The sequence below is a fragment of the Streptomyces sp. 142MFCol3.1 genome (assembly GCF_000424945.1).
In the GTDB taxonomy this organism is placed as follows: Bacteria; Actinomycetota; Actinomycetes; order Streptomycetales; family Streptomycetaceae; genus Streptomyces; species Streptomyces siamensis.
Genome location: NZ_AUKV01000013.1, coordinates 137,453 through 155,211 on the forward strand (window position 1 = coordinate 137,453; position 17,759 = coordinate 155,211).

Consider the following 17,759-nt stretch of genomic DNA (forward strand, 5'->3'; position numbering starts at 1 on the left):
GCGCAGAGTCAGCTCGAAGCCGGGGTCGAGCAGGCTCTTCTCGGTGTTCGGGGCGGTGGTCACTGGCAGGCCTCGCAGGACTCGGGGTTCTCAAGGGAGCAGGCGACGGCGTCGGGGTCGGCCACCTGCTGGACGGGGATCGTCTTCTCGGGCTGCGCCTGCGCCTGGGCCGCGCGGGCGATGCGGGTCGCCGGGCGCGAGCGCAGGTAGTACGTCGTCTTGAGGCCCTGCTTCCAGGCGTACGCGTACATCGAGGAGAGCTTGCCGATCGTCGGCGTCTCCATGAACAGGTTCAGCGACTGCGACTGGTCCAGGAACGGGGTGCGCGCCGCGGCCATGTCGATCAGGCCGCGCTGCGGGATCTCCCACGCCGTGCGGTACAGCGCCCGGACCTCGGCGGGGATCCACGCGAAGTCCTGCACGGAGCCGCTGGAGTCGCGCAGCGCCTCCCGGGTGCGCGCGTCCCAGACGCCGAGCTCCTTGAGGTCGGCGACCAGGTAGGAGTTGACCTGGAGGAACTCGCCGGAGAGCGTCTCGCGCTTGAACAGGTTGGAGACCTGCGGCTCGATGCACTCGTACACGCCCGCGATGGACGCGATGGTGGCGGTGGGCGCGATGGCCAGCAGCAGCGCGTTGCGCATGCCGACCGTGGCGACGCGTTCCCGCAGTGCCGCCCAGCGCTCCGGCCAGGTCAGCTCGGCGTCGAAGTGGTCGGGGTGCAGCACACCGCGCGCCGTACGGGTCTTCTCCCAGGCCGGCAGCGGGCCGTTGCGCTCGGCGAGGTCTGCTGAGGCCTCGTACGCGGCGAGCATGATGCGCTCGGCGATCCGCGTGGACAGCGCCTTCGCCTCGGCCGAGTCGAAGGGCAGCCGCAGCTTGAAGAAGACGTCCTGGAGACCCATCGCGCCGAGGCCCACCGGGCGCCACCTGGCGTTGGAACGGCCCGCCTGCTCGGTCGGGTAGAAGTTGATGTCGACGACCCGGTCCAGGAACGTCACGGCCGTGCGGACGGTCTCGTCCAGCCGCTCCCAGTCGATGTCACCGTTGCTCACGAAGGCACCGAGGTTGACCGAACCGAGGTTGCAGACCGCCGTCTCCCCGTCGTCCGTGACCTCCAGGATCTCGGTGCACAGGTTCGAGGAGTGGACTGTGTGGCCCGGCTCGGCGGTCTGGTTGGCGGCCCGGTTGGCGGCGTCCTTGAAGGTCATCCAGCCGTTGCCGGTCTGCGCGAGGGTGCGCATCATCCGGCCGTACAGGTCGCGGGCCGGGATGGTCTTCCGGGCGAGCCCGGCCTCCTCGGCCTTGCGGTAGGCGGCGTCGAACTCGTCGCCCCACAGGTCGACCAGCTCCGGCACGTCGGCCGGGGAGAACAGCGACCAGTCACCGTTCTCGTTCACCCGGCGCATGAACTCGTCCGGGATCCAGTGCGCCAGGTTCAGGTTGTGCGTGCGTCGGGCGTCCTCACCGGTGTTGTCGCGCAGCTCCAGGAACTCCTCGATGTCGGAGTGCCAGGTCTCCAGGTAGACGGCCGCCGCGCCCTTGCGCCGGCCGCCCTGGTTCACCGCGGCGACCGAGGCGTCGAGGGTCTTCAGGAACGGGACGATGCCGTTGGAGTGCCCGTTCGTGCCGCGGATCAGCGAACCGCGCGAACGGATGCGGGAGTACGACAGCCCGATGCCGCCCGCGTGCTTCGAGAGCCGGGCCACCTGGTGGTAGCGGTCGTAGATGGAGTCGAGCTCGTCCAGCGGGGAGTCGAGGAGGTAGCAGGACGACATCTGCGGGTGCCGCGTGCCGGAGTTGAAGAGCGTGGGGGAGGAGGGCAGATAGTCGAGGCGGCTCATCAGGCGGTAGAGCGCGGCGACTTCGTCCACGGAGCGGACGGTGTCGTCCTCGGCGAGACCCGACGCCACCCGGAGCATGAAGTGCTGGGGTGTCTCGATCACCCGGCGGGTGATCGGGTGGCGGAGCAGATAGCGGCTGTGCAGGGTACGCAGGCCGAAGTAGCCGAAGCGGTCGTCGCCCTCGACGTCGACGAGCGCGTCGAGGCGGGCCGTGTGCAGGCGGACGAACTCCGCCGTACGGTCCGCGACAAGACCCTCGCGGTGGCCGACGGCGACCGACTCGGAGAAGGACGCGACGCCTTGCGAGGCGGCCTCGGCCGCGATGCTGATCGTCAGCAGCCGGGCGGCCAGCCGCGAGTACACGGGGTCCTCGGAGATGAGTCCCGCCGCCGCCTCGGTGGCCAGCTCACGCAGCTCCGCCTCGTCCGCCCGGGCGGACCGGCCGCGCAGCGCGGCGGCCGCGACCCGGCCGGGGTCGGCGTCGGGGAGGTCGGCGGTGAGATCGGTCAGGACCCGCAGCAGCGCGGTACCGGGACCGTCCGTCTCCACCGGGGCCTGCTGCGCTGACGCTGAAGCCGGATCGGCTGGCGCGATGGTCACGTGGGGCTCTCCCTCGCTCGGCACGGGGCCTGTCGGGAGGCACGGAGGCACACGGGGGCGCTGACCGGAGAGCAGCACGCCGCGTCCACCGGCCCATTCCGCGAGGCCCGGACGTCGTCGGCACCCGGGCCGGACGGCCGGGGTGCGCTGTCGGCAGGTCCTCGGACTGAAGCCAGCGCGTGCAGGCAAATACGCGAACACGCACAAGTACACCGTTGCGGGACAGTTCCGGATTCGCACCGGATTCCCCTGCGGCGACAGCGAGCATGAGCATACATCTTGTGCCGGGCCGCGGGACCACCCCCACATGTTGTGTCGTGTCGGCTTCGGAGGGTGGCAGAAGAGCTGTCAGAGCGTCAGTTCATAGGTGAGCAGCCGGATGTCGTCCAGTTCCGGGATCGGGTTCCAGTCGCGGTCCGGGGTGCGGGTGAAGCCGAGGCGCTCGTAGATCCGGTGGGCGGCGTGCATGGAGTGCTGGGTGGACAGCACGACGCGTACGCAGTCCTCCGTGTTCCGCGCGCGATCGAGGCAGGCGCGGACGAGTGCCTCCCCGGCACCTCGGCCACGTGCCTCGCGGGCGACCGCGAGCATGCGGATCTCGGCCTCGCCAGGGCCGGCGATGTCGGCCATGGCGCCGCCGCGCGGCACGAAGGTCACCCCACCGAGCAGCCGCTGCGTGCCGGGCGTGGACTCGCGTCCGACCGCGACGAGCACGTCGGCCGCGGCGGCGCGCTTGGCCACGTCCCGCAGCTCTCCCAGGTACGCGTCGCTCTCCCCGAAGTCGAGCAGTCCGTCGCGGAGATAGGCCTGGGCGGTGATCTCGCCGAGGTCCGGGTACTCCTCGGGACGCGCGACGCGGATGACTGTGTCCATGCGCACAGTCTGTGGGAGATCGCGCGGGAGGGCCGCCGGATTCCCAGGGGGCGGCCATCGGGGCCGGGCGGGCGCGACGGTCCGAGTCCGCCCTTCGGCCTCGGGGCGCGGCGGTCCACCCGGCTTCTGTCGGACCCGGCAGCCCGCATGCGTTTGTCGGTGCCGGTCGGATGCGGCGGCCCGCATGCGTGTGTCGGTGCCGGTCGGACCCGGCAGCCCACACGTGTCCGCGGCGCGGAAAAAGACCGCGGCGCCCCCCTGACCGAGGGGCGCCGCGGAGTGTGGAACCGTGAGCTCAGTGGGCCGCCACCGGCAGCTCCACCTCGACGCCCGGGTCGCCCGCGTCCGCCGTGTAGTCCTCGGCGGACGTCTCGTCGACGCCGTCCGGGGCCTTGAACGCACGCAGCGCGAACGTGAGGACGACCGTCACGACCACGTTCAGGGTGAACGCCGTGAAGCCGATGTAGCCGATCTCCCCGATGCCGGGGATCTCCTTGGCGCTGCCGCCGAAGTGCTTCTGCGTCGGCGAGGCCACCCCGTACGCGGCGATCGTGCCGTAGAGCATGCCCACGGCCCAGCCCGTGAGGAGCGCCCAGCGGTGGAACCAGCGTGTGAACAGGCCGCCGACCAGGGCCGGGAAGGTCTGCAGGATCCAGATGCCACCCAGGAGCTGGAAGTTGATGGCGACCGTCTTGTCCATGGTGAGGACGAAGACCAGCGCGCCCACCTTCACCAGCAGCGAGACCAGCTTGGAGACCTTGGTCTCCTGCTGCGGAGTGGCGTCCGGCTTGATGAAGTCCTTGTAGATGTTGCGCGTGAAGAGGTTCGCGGCGGCGATCGACATGATGGCCGCGGGGACCAGCGCGCCGATGCCGATGGCCGCGAAGGCCACACCCGCGAACCAGTCCGGGAACATGTTCTCGAACAGCTGCGGGATCGCGAGCTGGCCGTTCGTGACCTTCACCCCGGCCGCGATCGCCATGAACCCGAGCAGCGCGAGCAGGCCCAGCATCAGCGAGTACAGCGGGAGGATCGTGGTGTTGCGGCGGATCACCTCGCGGCTGCGGCTGGACAGCGTCGCCGTGATCGAGTGCGGGTACATGAACAGCGCGAGGGCCGAGCCGAGCGCGAGCGTGGCATAGGTCCACTGGCCCGCCTCGGGAGGCACGAGGCCGCCCGCGCCGGCCGCGGTGTACTTGTCGCCCGCCGCCTTGAAGATCTCGTCGAATCCGCCCAGCTTGATCGGGATGTAGATGATGGCCACCGCGATCACGATGTAGATCAGGGTGTCCTTCACGAACGCGATCAGGGCGGGGGCGCGCAGGCCCGAGGAATAGGTGTAGGCGGCCAGCACACCGAAGGCGATGAGCAGCGGAAGGTCCTTGACGAACCAGTTGGTGTTGTCGCCGCCGCCCACGCCCATCACGTCCAGAACGGCCTGGATGCCGACCAGCTGGAGCGCGATGTACGGCATGGTCGCCAGGATGCCGGTGATCGCCACGGCCAGGGACAGGCCCTTGGAACCGAAGCGGCCGCGCACGAAGTCGGACGTCGTCACGTATCCGTGCTTGTGGGACACCGACCACAGGCGCGGCAGGAAGGTGAAGATCAGCGGGTAGACCAGGATCGTGTACGGCACGGCGAAGAATCCGGCCGCGCCCGCCGCGTAGATGGCGGCCGGTACGGCCACGAACGTGTACGCGGTGTACAGGTCACCGCCGAGCAGGAACCAGGTGATCCAGGTTCCGAAGGACCGTCCGCCCAGTCCCCATTCGTCGAGGCTGTGCTCGTTGTCGGCCTTGCGCCAGCGCGCGGCCAGGAACCCCACGACCGTGACGGCCAGGAAGAAGAAGATGAAGACGCCGAGTGCGACGCCGTTGACGCCGTCCTTCATGCTCCGGCACTCCCCTCGGCCGATGTTCCGGCACCCTCGGCGGAGGCCGGGGCGCCCTTGGTGGAGGTGCGGGTGGCGGCGGAGGCGCGGGCCCGCTGGTCACGCCGCCACAGCTGGTACGCGACCATCGTGAGCGCCGTGGAGATGAGCACCCACGCCATCTGGTACCAGTAGAAGAACGGGATGCCTATGAAGGCCGGGTCGGCCTTGGCGTAGGAGCCGACCCACAGCATCGCCACGAACGGCGCGAGCAGGCACAGGGCGATCACTACGCGCACCGGCGTGACCACCGGTGGTTTCACTTCAGGCACATCTGACATACGGCGACTCCGTCCCCTCGCTGATCACCTGTGTAACGCGCAGGCAATGTAGGCGACGGCGTCAGGAAAGCGGAACCCCTCGTCCGCATATCGGTCCCCAACAGCAATGAGACCGGCGACGCCCCGTCAACTCGACAGCACCCGAAGCGACGCCCCCGGGGGGGGGCGCAGGCCCGTTCCGGTGCCGCCGGCCGGGTGCCCCGGGCTAGTCTTGGGGGCGCTTGAGGCGGGCCACGAACTTGTACCGGTCGCCCCGGTACACCGAACGCACCCACTCCACCGGCTCGCCCTGCTTGTCGAGCGAGTGACGGGAGAGCATCAGCATGGGCAGGCCGACGTCGGTGCCGAGCAGCCCTGCCTCGCGCGGGGTGGCCAGCGAGGTCTCGATGGTCTCCTCGGCCTCGGCGAGATGGACGTCGTACACCTCGGCGAGCGCGGTGTAGAGGGAGGTGTACTTGACCAGCGACCTGCGCAGCGCGGGGAAGCGCTTCGCGGACAGGTGGGTCGTCTCGATCGCCATCGGCTCGCCGCTCGCCAGACGCAGCCGCTCGATGCGCAGCACCCGGCCGCCGGCCGAGATGTCGAGCAGGCCGGCGAGCGTCTCGTCGGCAGTGATGTAGCCGATGTCCAGGAGCTGCGAGGTGGGTTCGAGGCCCTGGGCTCGCATGTCCTCGGTGTACGAGGTGAGTTGGAGCGCCTGGGAGACCTTCGGCTTGGCGACGAAGGTGCCCTTGCCCTGGATGCGCTCGAGGCGGCCCTCGACGACCAGTTCCTGAAGGGCCTGCCGCACGGTGGTGCGCGAGGTGTCGAACTCGGCGGCGAGGGTGCGCTCGGGCGGTACCGGCGTGCCGGGCGGCAGGGTCTCCGTCATGTCGAGCAGGTGCTTCTTCAGGCGGTAGTACTTGGGCACGCGCGCGGTACGGATGGGCGCGCCACCCTCGTTCTCCGCACTGCTGACGTCGGTGCTCATGCTCTGCCTTCCCGGCTCCGGATGCCGAAGCGGCCGACCTACGCATCGGCCACGGCTCACATCGTGGCACGGCTTCATGTGCGAGTACCCCCCGCACCTTCCGTGATCCCCTCTATATACCGTCGGCTCACCTGTTGGTCTAGTCCATCACGGACGCGTGGCCCGTGTGCCGCGCGCGGGTGGGTCCGGTCGGGGTACCGGGCCGAATGCTTGAACAGCCCTGCCCGATATGCGGATTAGCTAGTTAAAGGTCCCTGCATATGTAGGTCCCATAACGGACGGTCGGGGTGCCCGCGAATGTCTTGACACCCCCCTAGGTCTAGGCCAAGCTCCCCGTACTGGTCTACACCATTGGTCCAGTCCCGGCCCCACGGGCGGTACGGCGTATGTCACCGCGGGGAGGCAGGGGGGTTTGTGGCATCCCTGAGGAGGGTGGCGTGAAGCGCAAGCTGATAGCCGCGATCGGTATCGCGGGCATGATGGTCTCCATCGCGGCATGCGGGGACAGTGACAACAAGTCCGGGGGGTCGGACAAGGGCGCGGACGCCAAGGAGCTGACCGTCTGGCTCACCGTCGACGCGCAGAACAACTGGCCCGAGCTGGTCAAGGCCGCCGACGCGGCCGTCAAGGCCGAGCACCCCGGCATCAAGATCAACCACGAGTACTACGGCTGGCCGGACAAGAACACCAAGCTCGACGCGGTCCTGGCCACCGACAAGGCCCCCGACGTCGTCGAGATGGGCAACACCGAGATGCTCGGCTACATGGTCAAGGGCGCCTTCGCTCCCCTGGACGCGAGCAAGTTCGAGAACTCGGACGCCTGGCTGGACGGCCTCAAGGCCTCCGTCACCTACGAGGGCAAGACCTACGGCGTGCCGTACTACGCCGGTGGCCGCGTCGGCAACTGGCGCAAGGATCTCGCCGCCTCCGTCGGCGTGAAGAGCGCGCCGAAGACGTACAAGGAGCTCACCTCCGCCCTGGACAAGATCCAGAAGAAGGAGGGCAGCAAGTTCAACGCCTGGTACCAGCCCACCCGTGACTGGTACGCCGCGATGTCCTTCGTCTACGACGCCGGCGGCTCCATCGCCAAGGAGGAGGGCGGCCAGTGGAAGGCCAACCTCTCCTCGCCCGAGTCGATCAAGGGCCTCACCGAGTTCAAGAACGTCGTCGACAAGTACATGCACGGCGACAAGACCAAGGACGAGTCCGACCGCTACATCGTCTACGGCCAGGGCAAGTCCGGCATGATCTTCGGCGCCGCCTGGGAGGGCGCGACCTCCGAGGACCCGAAGAACGACAAGACCGGCAAGCTCAAGGGCAACCTCGAGAACTTCGTGATGCCCGGCCCGTCCGGCAAGAACCTCCCGGTGTTCCTCGGCGGCTCCGACCTCGCCGTACCGGTGAAGTCCGACGCGCAGGCCGTCGCCGGCGAGTGGATCAACGCCTTCACGGGCGCAAAGGGCCAGAAGGGCCTGATGGACAAGGGCAACCTGCCCAACAACAAGACCGACCTCGCGACGCTGAAGAGCGACCCGAAGACGGAGGTCCCGGCCACCGCGGCCGAGTCCAACTGGTTCGTCCCGATGGCGCCGGGCTGGGGCCAGGTCGAGAAGGCCCAGGTCCTGCAGACCATGCTGCAGAGCATCGGCACCGGCAAGAAGTCGGTCGAGGCCGCCGCGAAGGACGCGGACGCCGCGATCGACAAGGTCATCAACACCAAGTGACCTGAGAGCAGGGCCCCGCGGTCCTCCGCCACGGAGGGGCGGGGCCCTGCCTTCCGTACGGCACGGCCGTGCGGGGCTCCGCTTACGTACGACCAGAGGGACCGCTGAGGAGCGCGCGATGAGTGCCGCAGACACGACCACCCCTGCCAAGGTGCCGCCCCCGCGGCAGGCACCGCCACCAGCCGTCCCGAAGGCGCCACGAGCACGGCGGAGTCCGGGTGGAGCCGCGCTCCCCTGGATGCTGCTCGCGCCCTGTCTGCTGATCCTCGCGCTCGTCCTGGGCTATCCGCTCGTCCGCCTGGTCACGCTGTCCTTCCAGAAGTTCGGACAGTCCCAGCTGTGGGGCTTCCAGCCCGCGGAGTCGGTCGGCTTCGACAACTTCAGCAAGGTGCTCGGCGACGGCGAGTTCTGGGCCGTGGTCGTCCGGACGTTCGTCTTCGCGGCCGGGTCCGTCATCTTCACGATGATCGTCGGCATGCTGATCGCCCTGCTGCTCCAGCGGGTCTCGGGCTGGGTGAAGACGCTCATCAACATCGCGCTGGTGGCCAGCTGGGGCATGCCGATCATCGTGGCCACCACCGTCTTCAAGTGGCTCTTCGACTCCGACTACGGCATCTTCAACGCGCTGCTCAGCAAGCTGCCGGGCATCGACATGATCGGCCACAACTGGTTCGCGAGCGGTCCGCAGGGGCTGGCCGTGATCATGCTCCTGGTGGTCTGGGGCGCGGTGCCGTTCGTCGTCATCACGCTCAGCGCGGGGCTGACCCAGGTGCCGAAGGAGCTGGAGGAGGCCGCACGCCTCGACGGGGCAGGCTCCTGGGGCGTCTTCCGGTACGTCACGCTGCCGATCCTCAAGCCCATCGTCGTGATGCTCACGACGCTCTCCGTCATCTGGGACATGGGAGTCTTCCCGCAGGTCTTCGTCATGCGCGGCGGTCACCCGGAGGCCGAGTTCCAGCTGCTCACCACCTACTCCTACGACCGCGCGTTCGTCGTCAACGACTACGCGCAGGGATCGGCGATCGCCCTGCTCACCGTGTTGCTCCTGCTCGGCGTGGTGGCCGTGTACATGCGTCAGATGCTGAAGATCGGAGAGGTCGAATGAGCGCCGTCGCCACCCCGGGACGTACGTCCTCCCCGCAGCGCGAGGGCTCCGGGCCCAGCAAGGCCCGCAAGTCCAAGGCCGGCTGGAACCTGCTCGGACTTCTCGTCTTCGTCATCGCGGGTTTCCCCGTCTACTGGATGCTGAACACCGCGTTCAAGCCCGCCAAGGACGCCATCGACCCCGATCCGAGCCTGCTGCCCACCGGGCTCACGCTCGACAACTTCCGTCGCGCCCTCGACATCGCCGACTTCTGGGGACCGGTGGGCCGCAGCCTGATCGTCTCCGTGGCGGTGGTCGTGATCGGTGTCGCCGTCGGCCTGCTCGCCGCACTCGCCATCTCCCGCTTCGCCTTCCGCGGCCGGAAGATCGTGATCGTCGGCATCCTCGCCGTCCAGATGGTCCCGCTGGTCGCCATGATCATCCCGGTCTTCCTGCTGCTGAACGACCTCGACCAGTACGACAAGCTCTCCGGCCTGATCATCACGTACCTGACCTTCGTCCTCCCGTTCACGGTCTGGACGCTGCGCGGCTTCATCGTCAACATCCCGAGGGAGCTGGAGGAAGCGGCCATGGTCGACGGCTGCAGCCGCACGGGCGCCTTCGTCCGCGTCGTCTTCCCGCTCCTCGCCCCCGGCATGGTTGCCACGTCCGTGTACGGGTTCATCCAGGCGTGGAACGAGTACATCTACGCCCTCATGCTGATGAGCCAGAAGAACCAGACGGCCACCGTCTGGCTCGGCAACTTCACCACCAAGCACGGCACCGAATACGCCCCGATGATGGCCGGTTCCACGATGATGGCCGTGCCGATCGTCGTCCTGTTCCTCATCGTCCAGCGCAAGATGGCCGCGGGGCTGACCGCGGGCGCCGTGAAGGGATAACGCCACCCGATGACGACACTCGCCAGTGGTACCACCGCGTCCAATTCGGCCCAGGACGGTCCGACACGCGACGCCCTGACCGTCCTCCAGCCCGGCTTCACGGGCACCACGGCCCCCGACTGGCTGCTCCGCCGCCTCGGTGAGGGCCTCGCCTCGGTCGGCCTGTTCGGCCGCAACATCGCCTCGCCTGAACAACTGGCCTCCCTGACCGCCCAGTTGCGCGCGGAGCGCGACGACGTCCTCGTCGCCATCGACGAGGAGGGCGGCGACGTCACCCGCCTGGAGGTGCGCACCGGTTCCTCCTTCCCCGGGAACCACGCGCTCGGGGCGGTGGACGACGTCGCGCTCACCCGGGACGTCGCCCGCGAACTCGGCCGCCGCCTGGCCGCCTGCGGGGTGAACCTCAACTGGGCGCCGTCCGCGGACGTCAACTCCAACCCGGACAACCCGGTCATCGGCGTACGGTCCTTCGGCGCCGACACCGACCTGGTGTCCCGGCACACGGCCGCCTACGTCACCGGACTTCAGTCCGCCGGCGTCGCGGCCTGCACCAAGCACTTCCCGGGACACGGCGACACGGCCGTCGACTCGCACCACGCGCTGCCGCGCATCGACGCCGGGCTCGACGTGCTCCAGTCCCGTGAACTCGCCCCGTTCCGCGCCGCGATCACCGCGGGCACCCGGGCCGTGATGAGCGCGCACATCCTCGTCCCGGCGCTGGACCCTGACCGGCCCGCCACCCTGTCCCGCCACATCCTCACGGGCCTGCTCCGCGAGGAACTGGGCTACGAGGGCCTCATCGTCACCGACGGCATGGAGATGCAGGCCATCGCGGCGACGTACGGCATCGAACGCGGCAGCGTCCTCGCCATCGCGGCCGGCGCCGACGCGATCTGCGTGGGCGGGGGACTCGCCGACGACGAGACCGTGTGCCGCCTCCGCGACGCCCTCGTCGCGGCGGTCCGCAGCGGTGACCTCCCCGAGGAGAGGCTCGCCGACGCCGCCGCCCGGGTGCGGGCGCTGTCCGGCTGGACGGCCGCCGCCGCGCGCGAGGCGGCAGCCGCGGGCACGGCGGAACGGGCCGGGATCGGCCTGATCGCCGCCCGCCGCGCCCTCACGGTCACCCATTCCGAGGCGTACGCCCCGCTCACCGAGCCCCCGTACGTCGCCGCTCTCACCCCGGTCGCGAACATCGCCGTCGGTGACGAGACCCCCTGGGGTGTGGCCGCGGAGCTGGCCCGGCTGCTTCCCGGGACCGAGACGGGCAGCTTCACCGGTGAGGGCGCGGGCCTCGCCGCCCTCGAGGCCGCGGGACCCCGCCGCATCGTCGCCGTCGTGCGCGACGAGCACCGTCACCCATGGATGGCGGGCGCCCTCGACGTCCTGCTCGCCGCCCGCGCCGACACCGTTGTCGTGGAGATGGGCGTACCCCAGGCCGCGCCCCGGGGCGCCCTGCACATCGCCACCCACGGCGCGGCGCGCGTGTGCGGCCAGGCGGCGGCGGAGGTCGTCGTCGGGGCGTGACCCGCGACGTGCGAAGGCGCCGGGTGCCCTCGGGGGAGGAGCACCCGGCGCCTTCGTGTGCACGCCCGTGGGAAAGCGCCTTGCCGTGGACGGCGTGGTGCCGACGCTTACGTGCGATCCACCTCGCACCGACCGGCCGCGAACAGTCGGCATCGGCGACGGCACCGGCAACTGCGACGGCGACGGCACGGGCGGACGGCGCGGCGGCCGGAGGCCCGCCTGCACCGGCAGCGCAAGGACGGGAGAGAGCAGGCGAGCCGTGCCGGACCCCGTGCCGTCGCGATCCGCTCGGCGGCGGAGCCTAGATCCCCTGCCAGTCGGGCTTGTTGGCGAAGGTGTGCCGGAAGTAGTCCGCGAGCTTCAGCTTGGAGGCGGCCGCCTCGTCCACGACGACGGTCGCGTGCGGGTGGAGCTGCAACGCGGACGCCGGGCACACCGCGGCCACCGGTCCCTCGACCGTCGCGGCCACCGCGTCCGCCTTGCCCTCGCCCGTCGCGAGCAGCACCAGGTGCCGTGCCTCCAGGATCGTGCCGATGCCCTGGGTGATCACGTGGTGCGGGACCTGCTCGATGTCGCCCTCGAAGAACCGGGCGTTGTCGACCCGGGTCTGCTCGGTCAGCGTCTTGATCCGGGTCCGCGAGGCGAGCGAGGAACACGGCTCGTTGAACCCGATGTGCCCGTCCGTGCCGATCCCGAGGAGCTGGAGGTCGACCCCGCCGGCCGACGCCAGCGCCTTGTCGTACGCCTCGCACGCGGCCTGCACGTCCGCGGCGGTGCCGTCCGGACCCATGAACGCGTCCATGCTGAGACCCAGCGGCTCCAGCACCTCGCGGCGGAGCACCGAACGGTACGACTCGGGGTGCTCGGCCGGCAGTCCCACGTACTCGTCGAGCTGCGCGATCCGCGCCCGCGAGGCGTCCACGGCACCGGAGCCCACCTTGGCCGCCAGCGCCTCGTAGATGGGCAGCGGGGTCGAGCCGGTGGCCACGCCGAGCAGGGCGTCGGGCTTGCGACGGAGCAGCTCGGCCATGGCTTCGGCGATCAGCTCGCCGCCCGCCTTGGCGTCCGGGACGATGACAACTTCCACGCTGGGCCTGCCGATCTGGAGAGGGGACTCAGGGGACTCAACCGGAACCCGAAAGGGGACACATGTGGTATAGACCAATCTAGCAGAGGCCCCGCCTCACGTCGCCCCGGAGAACGCACCCGGACACCTCCGCCCTCAACCGGACATGTCCGCTCCCGTTCGCACCACCTCCGCCCAGACGCGCGTGCCCCCGCTCCCGGGAGTGCGGCGGGAGCCGCACACCGACTCCACGAGGAGGCGCCATGACCGCCACGCCCCCGGAATCCCAGGGCGACCGTCCCGGCCGGATCATGGCCCGTGAGATGGCCGGGCGGCCCAACGTGATGCGCCGGCTCCTCGACACGGGCGCGCCGCGGATCCAGGATGCGGCAGGCAGGTCGCCTCCCGCTCGCCGCGCTTCGTCGGGACCTGCGTGAGCGGCGCAACGCGAACATCGCCGCGTTCGAGAGTCGTATGAAGGCGGGCATCGCCGCGGGCGAGCCGCCCGCCGAAACCGACGCCGCCGCGCTCGCCCGGCACACCGGCGCGATCCGTTCAGGGCAGGTCGCAGCAGGCCCGTGACGGCGCCACGAGGGAGCAGCTGGAGGCTCTCGCCGCGCTCGCCATGACCGTCTGGCCCGATTCATCGGCCAATCCGGCCCGTTCACGAACCGAAGCGGGTTAGTCTGCGTGATGGACAGTGCTGCATGTTGGATAAACAGACAAGGGCGAACAGCTGCCGACGCATGGACAGACGGCATGCGGACGCAGGAGCATGGACGCGGCAGCATGGTCTAGTCCACAATGATGGTGCGACTGAACAAACCTCCGTCTTCCCCGCACAGGAAGGCGGACCGAGGAGCCGGCGCTCTCTGCCCTGACTGCACCGGGTCCTCTCTTCGGCCGACCGGGACCGCACACCCCGCGGCCGTTGTTGCTCCGGGCTGCGGTGCCGGGAGGGTTGAGGGTCCCTCCCAGGCGCCGCGGCCCGCGGGTGTCTCCGGGGTCCTCCGAGGCCGCCGTACGAGCACCGAGGCGCCCGTTTTCGAGGCATCGCGCATCCGCCGGGTACGCTCGCACACGTGCCCTCCATGAACGACCTCGTACGCCAGCACACCGCTCTCGGTGACTCCGATCTCGAGTGGCTGCACCTGCTGGTCTCCGAGTGGCAGTTGCTCTCCGACCTCTCCTTCGCCGACCTCGTGCTGTGGGTTCCCACGCGGGACGGCACCCGCTACGTCTCCGTCGCCCAGATGCGGCCCAACACCGGCCCCACCTCGTACCAGGACGACATGGTCGGCCACCTCGTCCCGCGCGGCCGCCGGCCCATGCTGGACGCCGCGCTCGACGAGGGCCGGATCGTGCGCGAGGGCGACCCCGAGTGGCGCGAAGAGGTCCCGGTACGGGTCGAGTCCATTCCCGTACGGCGTGAGGGGCGCGTCCTCGGCGTCATCGCGCGCAACACCAATCTGCTCACGGTGCGCACCCCGAGCCGGCTGGAGCTGACGTATCTCCAGAGCGCCTCCGACCTGGCGCAGATGATCGCCGCGGGCACGTTCCCGTTCCCCGACCAGCAGGTCGACATGGACGCCTCCCCGCGGGTGGGCGACGGGCTGATCAGGCTCGACGCGGACGGCATCGTCCAGTACGCCTCACCGAACGCGCTGTCGGCCTACCACCGCCTCGGCCTGGCCTCCGACCTCGTGGGGCACAACCTCGGCGTGACCACCGCCGAACTGGCTCCGTCCCGGGGCCCGGTGGACGAGGCGCTGTCCAAGGTCGCCAGCGGCTGGGCGCCCCGCGAGTTCGAGATCGAGAGCAACGACGGCGTGATCCAGCTGCGCGCCATCCCGCTCAAGCCCAAGGGCACCCGGGTCGGCTCCCTCGTCCTGCTCCGCGACGTCACCGAACTGCGGCGCCGCGAGCGCGAGTTGATCACCAAGGACGCGACCATCCGGGAGATCCACCACCGGGTGAAGAACAACCTCCAGACCGTGGCGGCGCTGCTGCGGCTGCAGGCCCGTCGCATCGAGTCGGACCGGGGCCGTGAGGCACTGGAGGAGGCCGTGCGCCGAGTCGGTTCGATTGCGATCGTGCATGAGACGCTCTCTCAGAATCTGGACGAGCGTGTGGAGTTCGACGAGATCGCGGACCGGGTGCTCGCCATGGTCGCGGAGATCTCGCCCGGCAAGGTCACCGGACGGCGCACCGGCCGCTTCGGAATCCTGGACGCCGAGGTCGCGACCCCGCTGTCGATGGTCCTCACGGAGATCCTGCAGAACGCGCTGGAGCACGGCTTCCGCGAGGGCGACCGGGGCACCGTCGAGGTCTCCGCGGTGCGCGGCGGCACCAGCAAGGAGGCCCGACTGCTGGTCACGGTCCAGGACGACGGGGTGGGCCTGCCCGAGGACTTCGACCCGCACCGTTCGGGCAACCTCGGCCTGCAGATCGTACGGACGCTGGTGGAGGGCGAGTTGGGCGGCACCTTCGACATGGTGGCGGCCCCGGAACGCGGCACGCAGGTGATCCTGGACATCCCGGTGCGGGGCCACAAGTAGTCGCTCCCGGCCGGCTCGGCCGGGAGCGGTTCGCCCTGCACCCGGCAAGCGGGGCGGTGGAGCAATCCACGCGGTCGCAAACAGCAATGAGCCCCGGATCACCAGGTGATCCGGGGCCGAAAGCTCGTTGCTCAAATGCGCATCGGGGGTACTGCGCGCTGCGGCTCGGGGGCGGGAGATGCGTACTCGCTGTACGCGCCGCCAAGCTCAGGCTCGTGCGGGGTGGGGTGTCAGGCGGAGGCCTGACGGGCCCGGTTGCGGGCGGCGCGACGCTTCATGGCACGGCGCTCGTCCTCGCTGAGGCCACCCCAGACGCCGGAGTCCTGGCCGGACTCGAGCGCCCACTGCAGGCACTGCTCCATGACGGGGCAGCGGCGGCAGACGGCCTTGGCTTCCTCGATCTGCAGCAGCGCAGGACCGGTGTTGCCGATGGGGAAGAAGAGCTCGGGGTCTTCCTCGCGGCAAACGGCGTTGTGACGCCAGTCCATGGCTGCTACCTCTCCTTGGTATTACATGCAAGTTGCTTGTGAATGTGAACGCTTTCACGAATCCCTCAACAAGTGAAGGGCCGACTGCCAGGTTGCCCTGACGTGGTCCTGTGATTTGAGGAGGGGTTCTGGCTCTCTGTGGGGCCGATGTTGCGGGCCGTCCCGATCGCCACGTAGAGACTCGCAAACCTCAGCGGCGGATACAACCCCTTCCGGAAAGTTTTTTTTGATTCCTCGGTGTCGACTAGGTCACAGCCGTACTTCCATGGGGTGGATCCTGGCCTAAACGTTCGAGTGAAAGGACTTTGGCCTCTTCTACTCACACAATCACACGCAGTGCACGGCGTACGCCTGTGAACGTCACGCTTGTTCGCAGCCCCAGGTGGTCACCGTCCATCTGGAGGGGCAGCGGGACCTTCGAATGCAAGGTGAAGTCTGTCAAGTCGTGCAGGGAGACAGCATGCTTGCCATGGGGGCCACGCTCGGGGGACGAAGTGAGCAACTGTGTGGCATACCGGGCAACCGAGGCCGTCGACATGCGGCTGAGACCGAGTACGTCGAGACCGGTATCGAACGAAGCCTTAGGCGAGGCGTACACCGGACGATTACCGAGAAACGTCCACGGCGAGGTGTTGCAGATGATGGACAGGACCAGATCGGTCACCGGGTCCACGCCGGGGCGCTCCAGTGTGATCGTCCCGTGCCGGCGGTGCGGTTCGTCCAGAAACTGGCGCATCACCTGGCGGAGATACAGCGCATGGGTGGAGCGCTTGCCGCGCTCGCGCTGCTGCTCGACGCGCCCGACCACCCCCGCGTCGAACCCGAGCCCGGCGCAGAAGGTGAACCAGCGGGACGGCACGGCTTCGTCCTCCGTGCCGGGAGTGCCCGAGGCGAGACCCAGGCCGACCGTGCGCTCACGGCTCTCGCGCAGCGCGTCCAGCAGGGCGCCGGTCGCCTCCACCGCGTCGTTGGGCAGGCCGAGTGCGCGGGCGAAGACGTTGGTGGAGCCGCCCGGGACCACCGCGAAGCCGGGCAACCGCTCCGGGGCGGGGCCGTCGTGGAGCAGTCCGTTCACGACCTCGTTGACCGTGCCGTCGCCGCCGAGGGCCACGACCAGGTCTATGTCCTCGCTCTCCGCGGCCTGCCGGCCGAGATCCCGGGCGTGCCCGCGGTACTCGGTGGTGACCGCCTCCAGCTTCATCTCGCTGGCGAGCGCGTGGATCAACACGTCGCGCGTGCGCGCACTGGTGGTGGTTGCTGCCGGATTGACGACGAGAAGTGCACGCATGGGTTGCAGCGTACCTACTGGGGGGTACCGGGCCCAGAGCGAGGTAGGGATCGGGTAAGAGATCGCAGCGTGAGCCTGCGCACGTCGGACCCCCTCCGGCGCGGTCCCCCGCGCCCGGGCCGCCGCATCGCCGACGGCTACCCTTCAGGGGTGAGCGCTGAGCAGAACCCCACCACTTCGCACGCCCCCGCCGCGGAACCCCGCCCCGCGCGACTTACCGCCGCGGCGGCGCTGGCCGCGCTGGAGGGCCTCGCCCTCGTCGCGGGCGGCGTGTACGTGCTCGTCCGGGGTCTCACGGGCAGCCCGGACAGCCGAGGGCAGGCCATCACCGGCGGCGTCACGCTCATCGTGCTGGCCCTGCTGCCCCTGCTGGCGGCGCGCGGACTGCTGCTGCGCCGCTCCTGGAGCCGGGGCCCGGCGCTCATCACCCAGATCCTGTCGCTGCCCGTGGCCTACACCCTGCTCCAGGCCGACAGCGTCGCGATCCCGGGCGGCATCGCGCTGGCGGTCGTCGCGATCGTGGGCCTGGTGCTGTTGCTGAACCCGGAGACGACGAAGGCCCTCGGCATCCGAGGGCCCGGCGCCGAAGCGCCCGACCAGAAGTGACCGGCCCGGGCGCCGGCCGAC

The 17,759-nt window shown here is 69.8% G+C and carries 14 protein-coding genes, 1 pseudogene and 1 riboswitch; of the genes and pseudogenes, 7 read left to right on the plus strand and 8 right to left on the minus strand.

All coding sequences use genetic code 11. From position 1 onward, the window contains the following. Positions 1 to 59 precede the first annotated feature (59 nt). From H305_RS0120625 to H305_RS0120645, 5 genes are all read right to left on the minus strand, one after another. On the minus strand, positions 60 to 2,441 hold the full coding sequence (locus tag H305_RS0120625; RefSeq protein WP_028802052.1) for a ribonucleoside-diphosphate reductase subunit alpha: 2,382 nt from the start codon (positions 2,439 to 2,441) through the stop codon (positions 60 to 62). A 134-nt stretch (positions 2,442 to 2,575) separates the two neighbouring features. Continuing rightward, positions 2,576 to 2,758, minus strand: a riboswitch (cobalamin riboswitch). Between the two features lie 31 nt (positions 2,759 to 2,789). Beyond that, positions 2,790 to 3,314 carry a GNAT family N-acetyltransferase gene (locus H305_RS0120630; RefSeq protein ID WP_028802053.1) on the minus strand — a complete coding sequence of 175 codons (525 nt, stop codon included), beginning with the start codon at positions 3,312 to 3,314 and terminating at the stop codon, positions 2,790 to 2,792. 295 nt (positions 3,315 to 3,609) lie between these two features. Continuing rightward, positions 3,610 to 5,208 (minus strand): monocarboxylate uptake permease MctP, encoded by a 1,599-nt coding sequence (gene mctP / locus H305_RS0120635; protein WP_028802054.1) that lies wholly within the window; start codon positions 5,206 to 5,208, stop codon positions 3,610 to 3,612. After that, positions 5,205 to 5,528: a DUF3311 domain-containing protein gene (locus H305_RS49790; protein ID WP_051370784.1), complete on the minus strand. Its 324-nt coding sequence runs from the start codon at positions 5,526 to 5,528 to the stop codon at positions 5,205 to 5,207. The genes mctP and H305_RS49790 overlap by 4 nt, the downstream gene beginning before the upstream one ends. 205 nt (positions 5,529 to 5,733) lie before the next feature. After that, a complete protein-coding gene (locus H305_RS0120645; protein WP_028802055.1) occupies positions 5,734 to 6,498 on the minus strand; it encodes a GntR family transcriptional regulator in 765 nt (254 codons plus the stop codon). A gap of 437 nt (positions 6,499 to 6,935) precedes the next feature. On the opposite strand from H305_RS0120645, the gene H305_RS0120650 reads away from it, so the two are divergent. The 4 genes from H305_RS0120650 (at position 6,936) to H305_RS0120665 (ending at position 11,732) form a co-directional block, all read left to right on the plus strand. Then, positions 6,936 to 8,222: an extracellular solute-binding protein gene (locus H305_RS0120650; protein ID WP_028802056.1), complete on the plus strand. Its 1,287-nt coding sequence runs from the start codon at positions 6,936 to 6,938 to the stop codon at positions 8,220 to 8,222. A 118-nt stretch (positions 8,223 to 8,340) separates the two neighbouring features. Continuing rightward, positions 8,341 to 9,327: a carbohydrate ABC transporter permease gene (locus tag H305_RS0120655; RefSeq protein WP_028802057.1), complete on the plus strand. Its 987-nt coding sequence runs from the start codon at positions 8,341 to 8,343 to the stop codon at positions 9,325 to 9,327. Beyond that, positions 9,324 to 10,208: a carbohydrate ABC transporter permease gene (locus tag H305_RS0120660; protein WP_028802058.1), complete on the plus strand. Its 885-nt coding sequence runs from the start codon at positions 9,324 to 9,326 to the stop codon at positions 10,206 to 10,208. Before H305_RS0120655 ends, H305_RS0120660 begins: the two co-directional genes overlap by 4 nt. 9 nt (positions 10,209 to 10,217) lie before the next feature. Further along, positions 10,218 to 11,732 carry a glycoside hydrolase family 3 protein gene (locus H305_RS0120665; protein ID WP_028802059.1) on the plus strand — a complete coding sequence of 505 codons (1,515 nt, stop codon included), beginning with the start codon at positions 10,218 to 10,220 and terminating at the stop codon, positions 11,730 to 11,732. Positions 11,733 to 12,033: 301 nt separating this feature from the next. Here H305_RS0120665 and nagB read toward each other — a convergent pair whose 3' ends face one another. After that, on the minus strand, positions 12,034 to 12,819 hold the full coding sequence (gene nagB / locus H305_RS0120670; RefSeq protein WP_028802060.1) for a glucosamine-6-phosphate deaminase: 786 nt from the start codon (positions 12,817 to 12,819) through the stop codon (positions 12,034 to 12,036). Positions 12,820 to 13,227: 408 nt separating this feature from the next. Here nagB and H305_RS50810 point away from each other — a divergent pair. Further along, a pseudogene (locus H305_RS50810) lies at positions 13,228 to 13,483 on the plus strand (TetR/AcrR family transcriptional regulator); the annotation flags it as partial. A 406-nt stretch (positions 13,484 to 13,889) separates the two neighbouring features. Then, on the plus strand, positions 13,890 to 15,356 hold the full coding sequence (locus tag H305_RS0120680; RefSeq protein WP_028802062.1) for a sensor histidine kinase: 1,467 nt from the start codon (positions 13,890 to 13,892) through the stop codon (positions 15,354 to 15,356). Between the two features lie 230 nt (positions 15,357 to 15,586). Here H305_RS0120680 and H305_RS0120685 read toward each other — a convergent pair whose 3' ends face one another. Beyond that, positions 15,587 to 15,844 carry a WhiB family transcriptional regulator gene (locus H305_RS0120685; protein ID WP_016639615.1) on the minus strand — a complete coding sequence of 86 codons (258 nt, stop codon included), beginning with the start codon at positions 15,842 to 15,844 and terminating at the stop codon, positions 15,587 to 15,589. Between the two features lie 319 nt (positions 15,845 to 16,163). Continuing rightward, positions 16,164 to 17,132 (minus strand): diacylglycerol/lipid kinase family protein, encoded by a 969-nt coding sequence (locus H305_RS0120690; RefSeq protein ID WP_028802063.1) that lies wholly within the window; start codon positions 17,130 to 17,132, stop codon positions 16,164 to 16,166. 150 nt (positions 17,133 to 17,282) lie between these two features. Here H305_RS0120690 and H305_RS0120695 point away from each other — a divergent pair, with 150 nt between their 5' ends. After that, the gene (locus H305_RS0120695; protein ID WP_037764803.1) at positions 17,283 to 17,738 is read left to right on the plus strand and encodes a hypothetical protein; all 456 of its coding nucleotides are present in this window, start codon (positions 17,283 to 17,285) and stop codon (positions 17,736 to 17,738) included. Positions 17,739 to 17,759 lie beyond the last annotated feature (21 nt).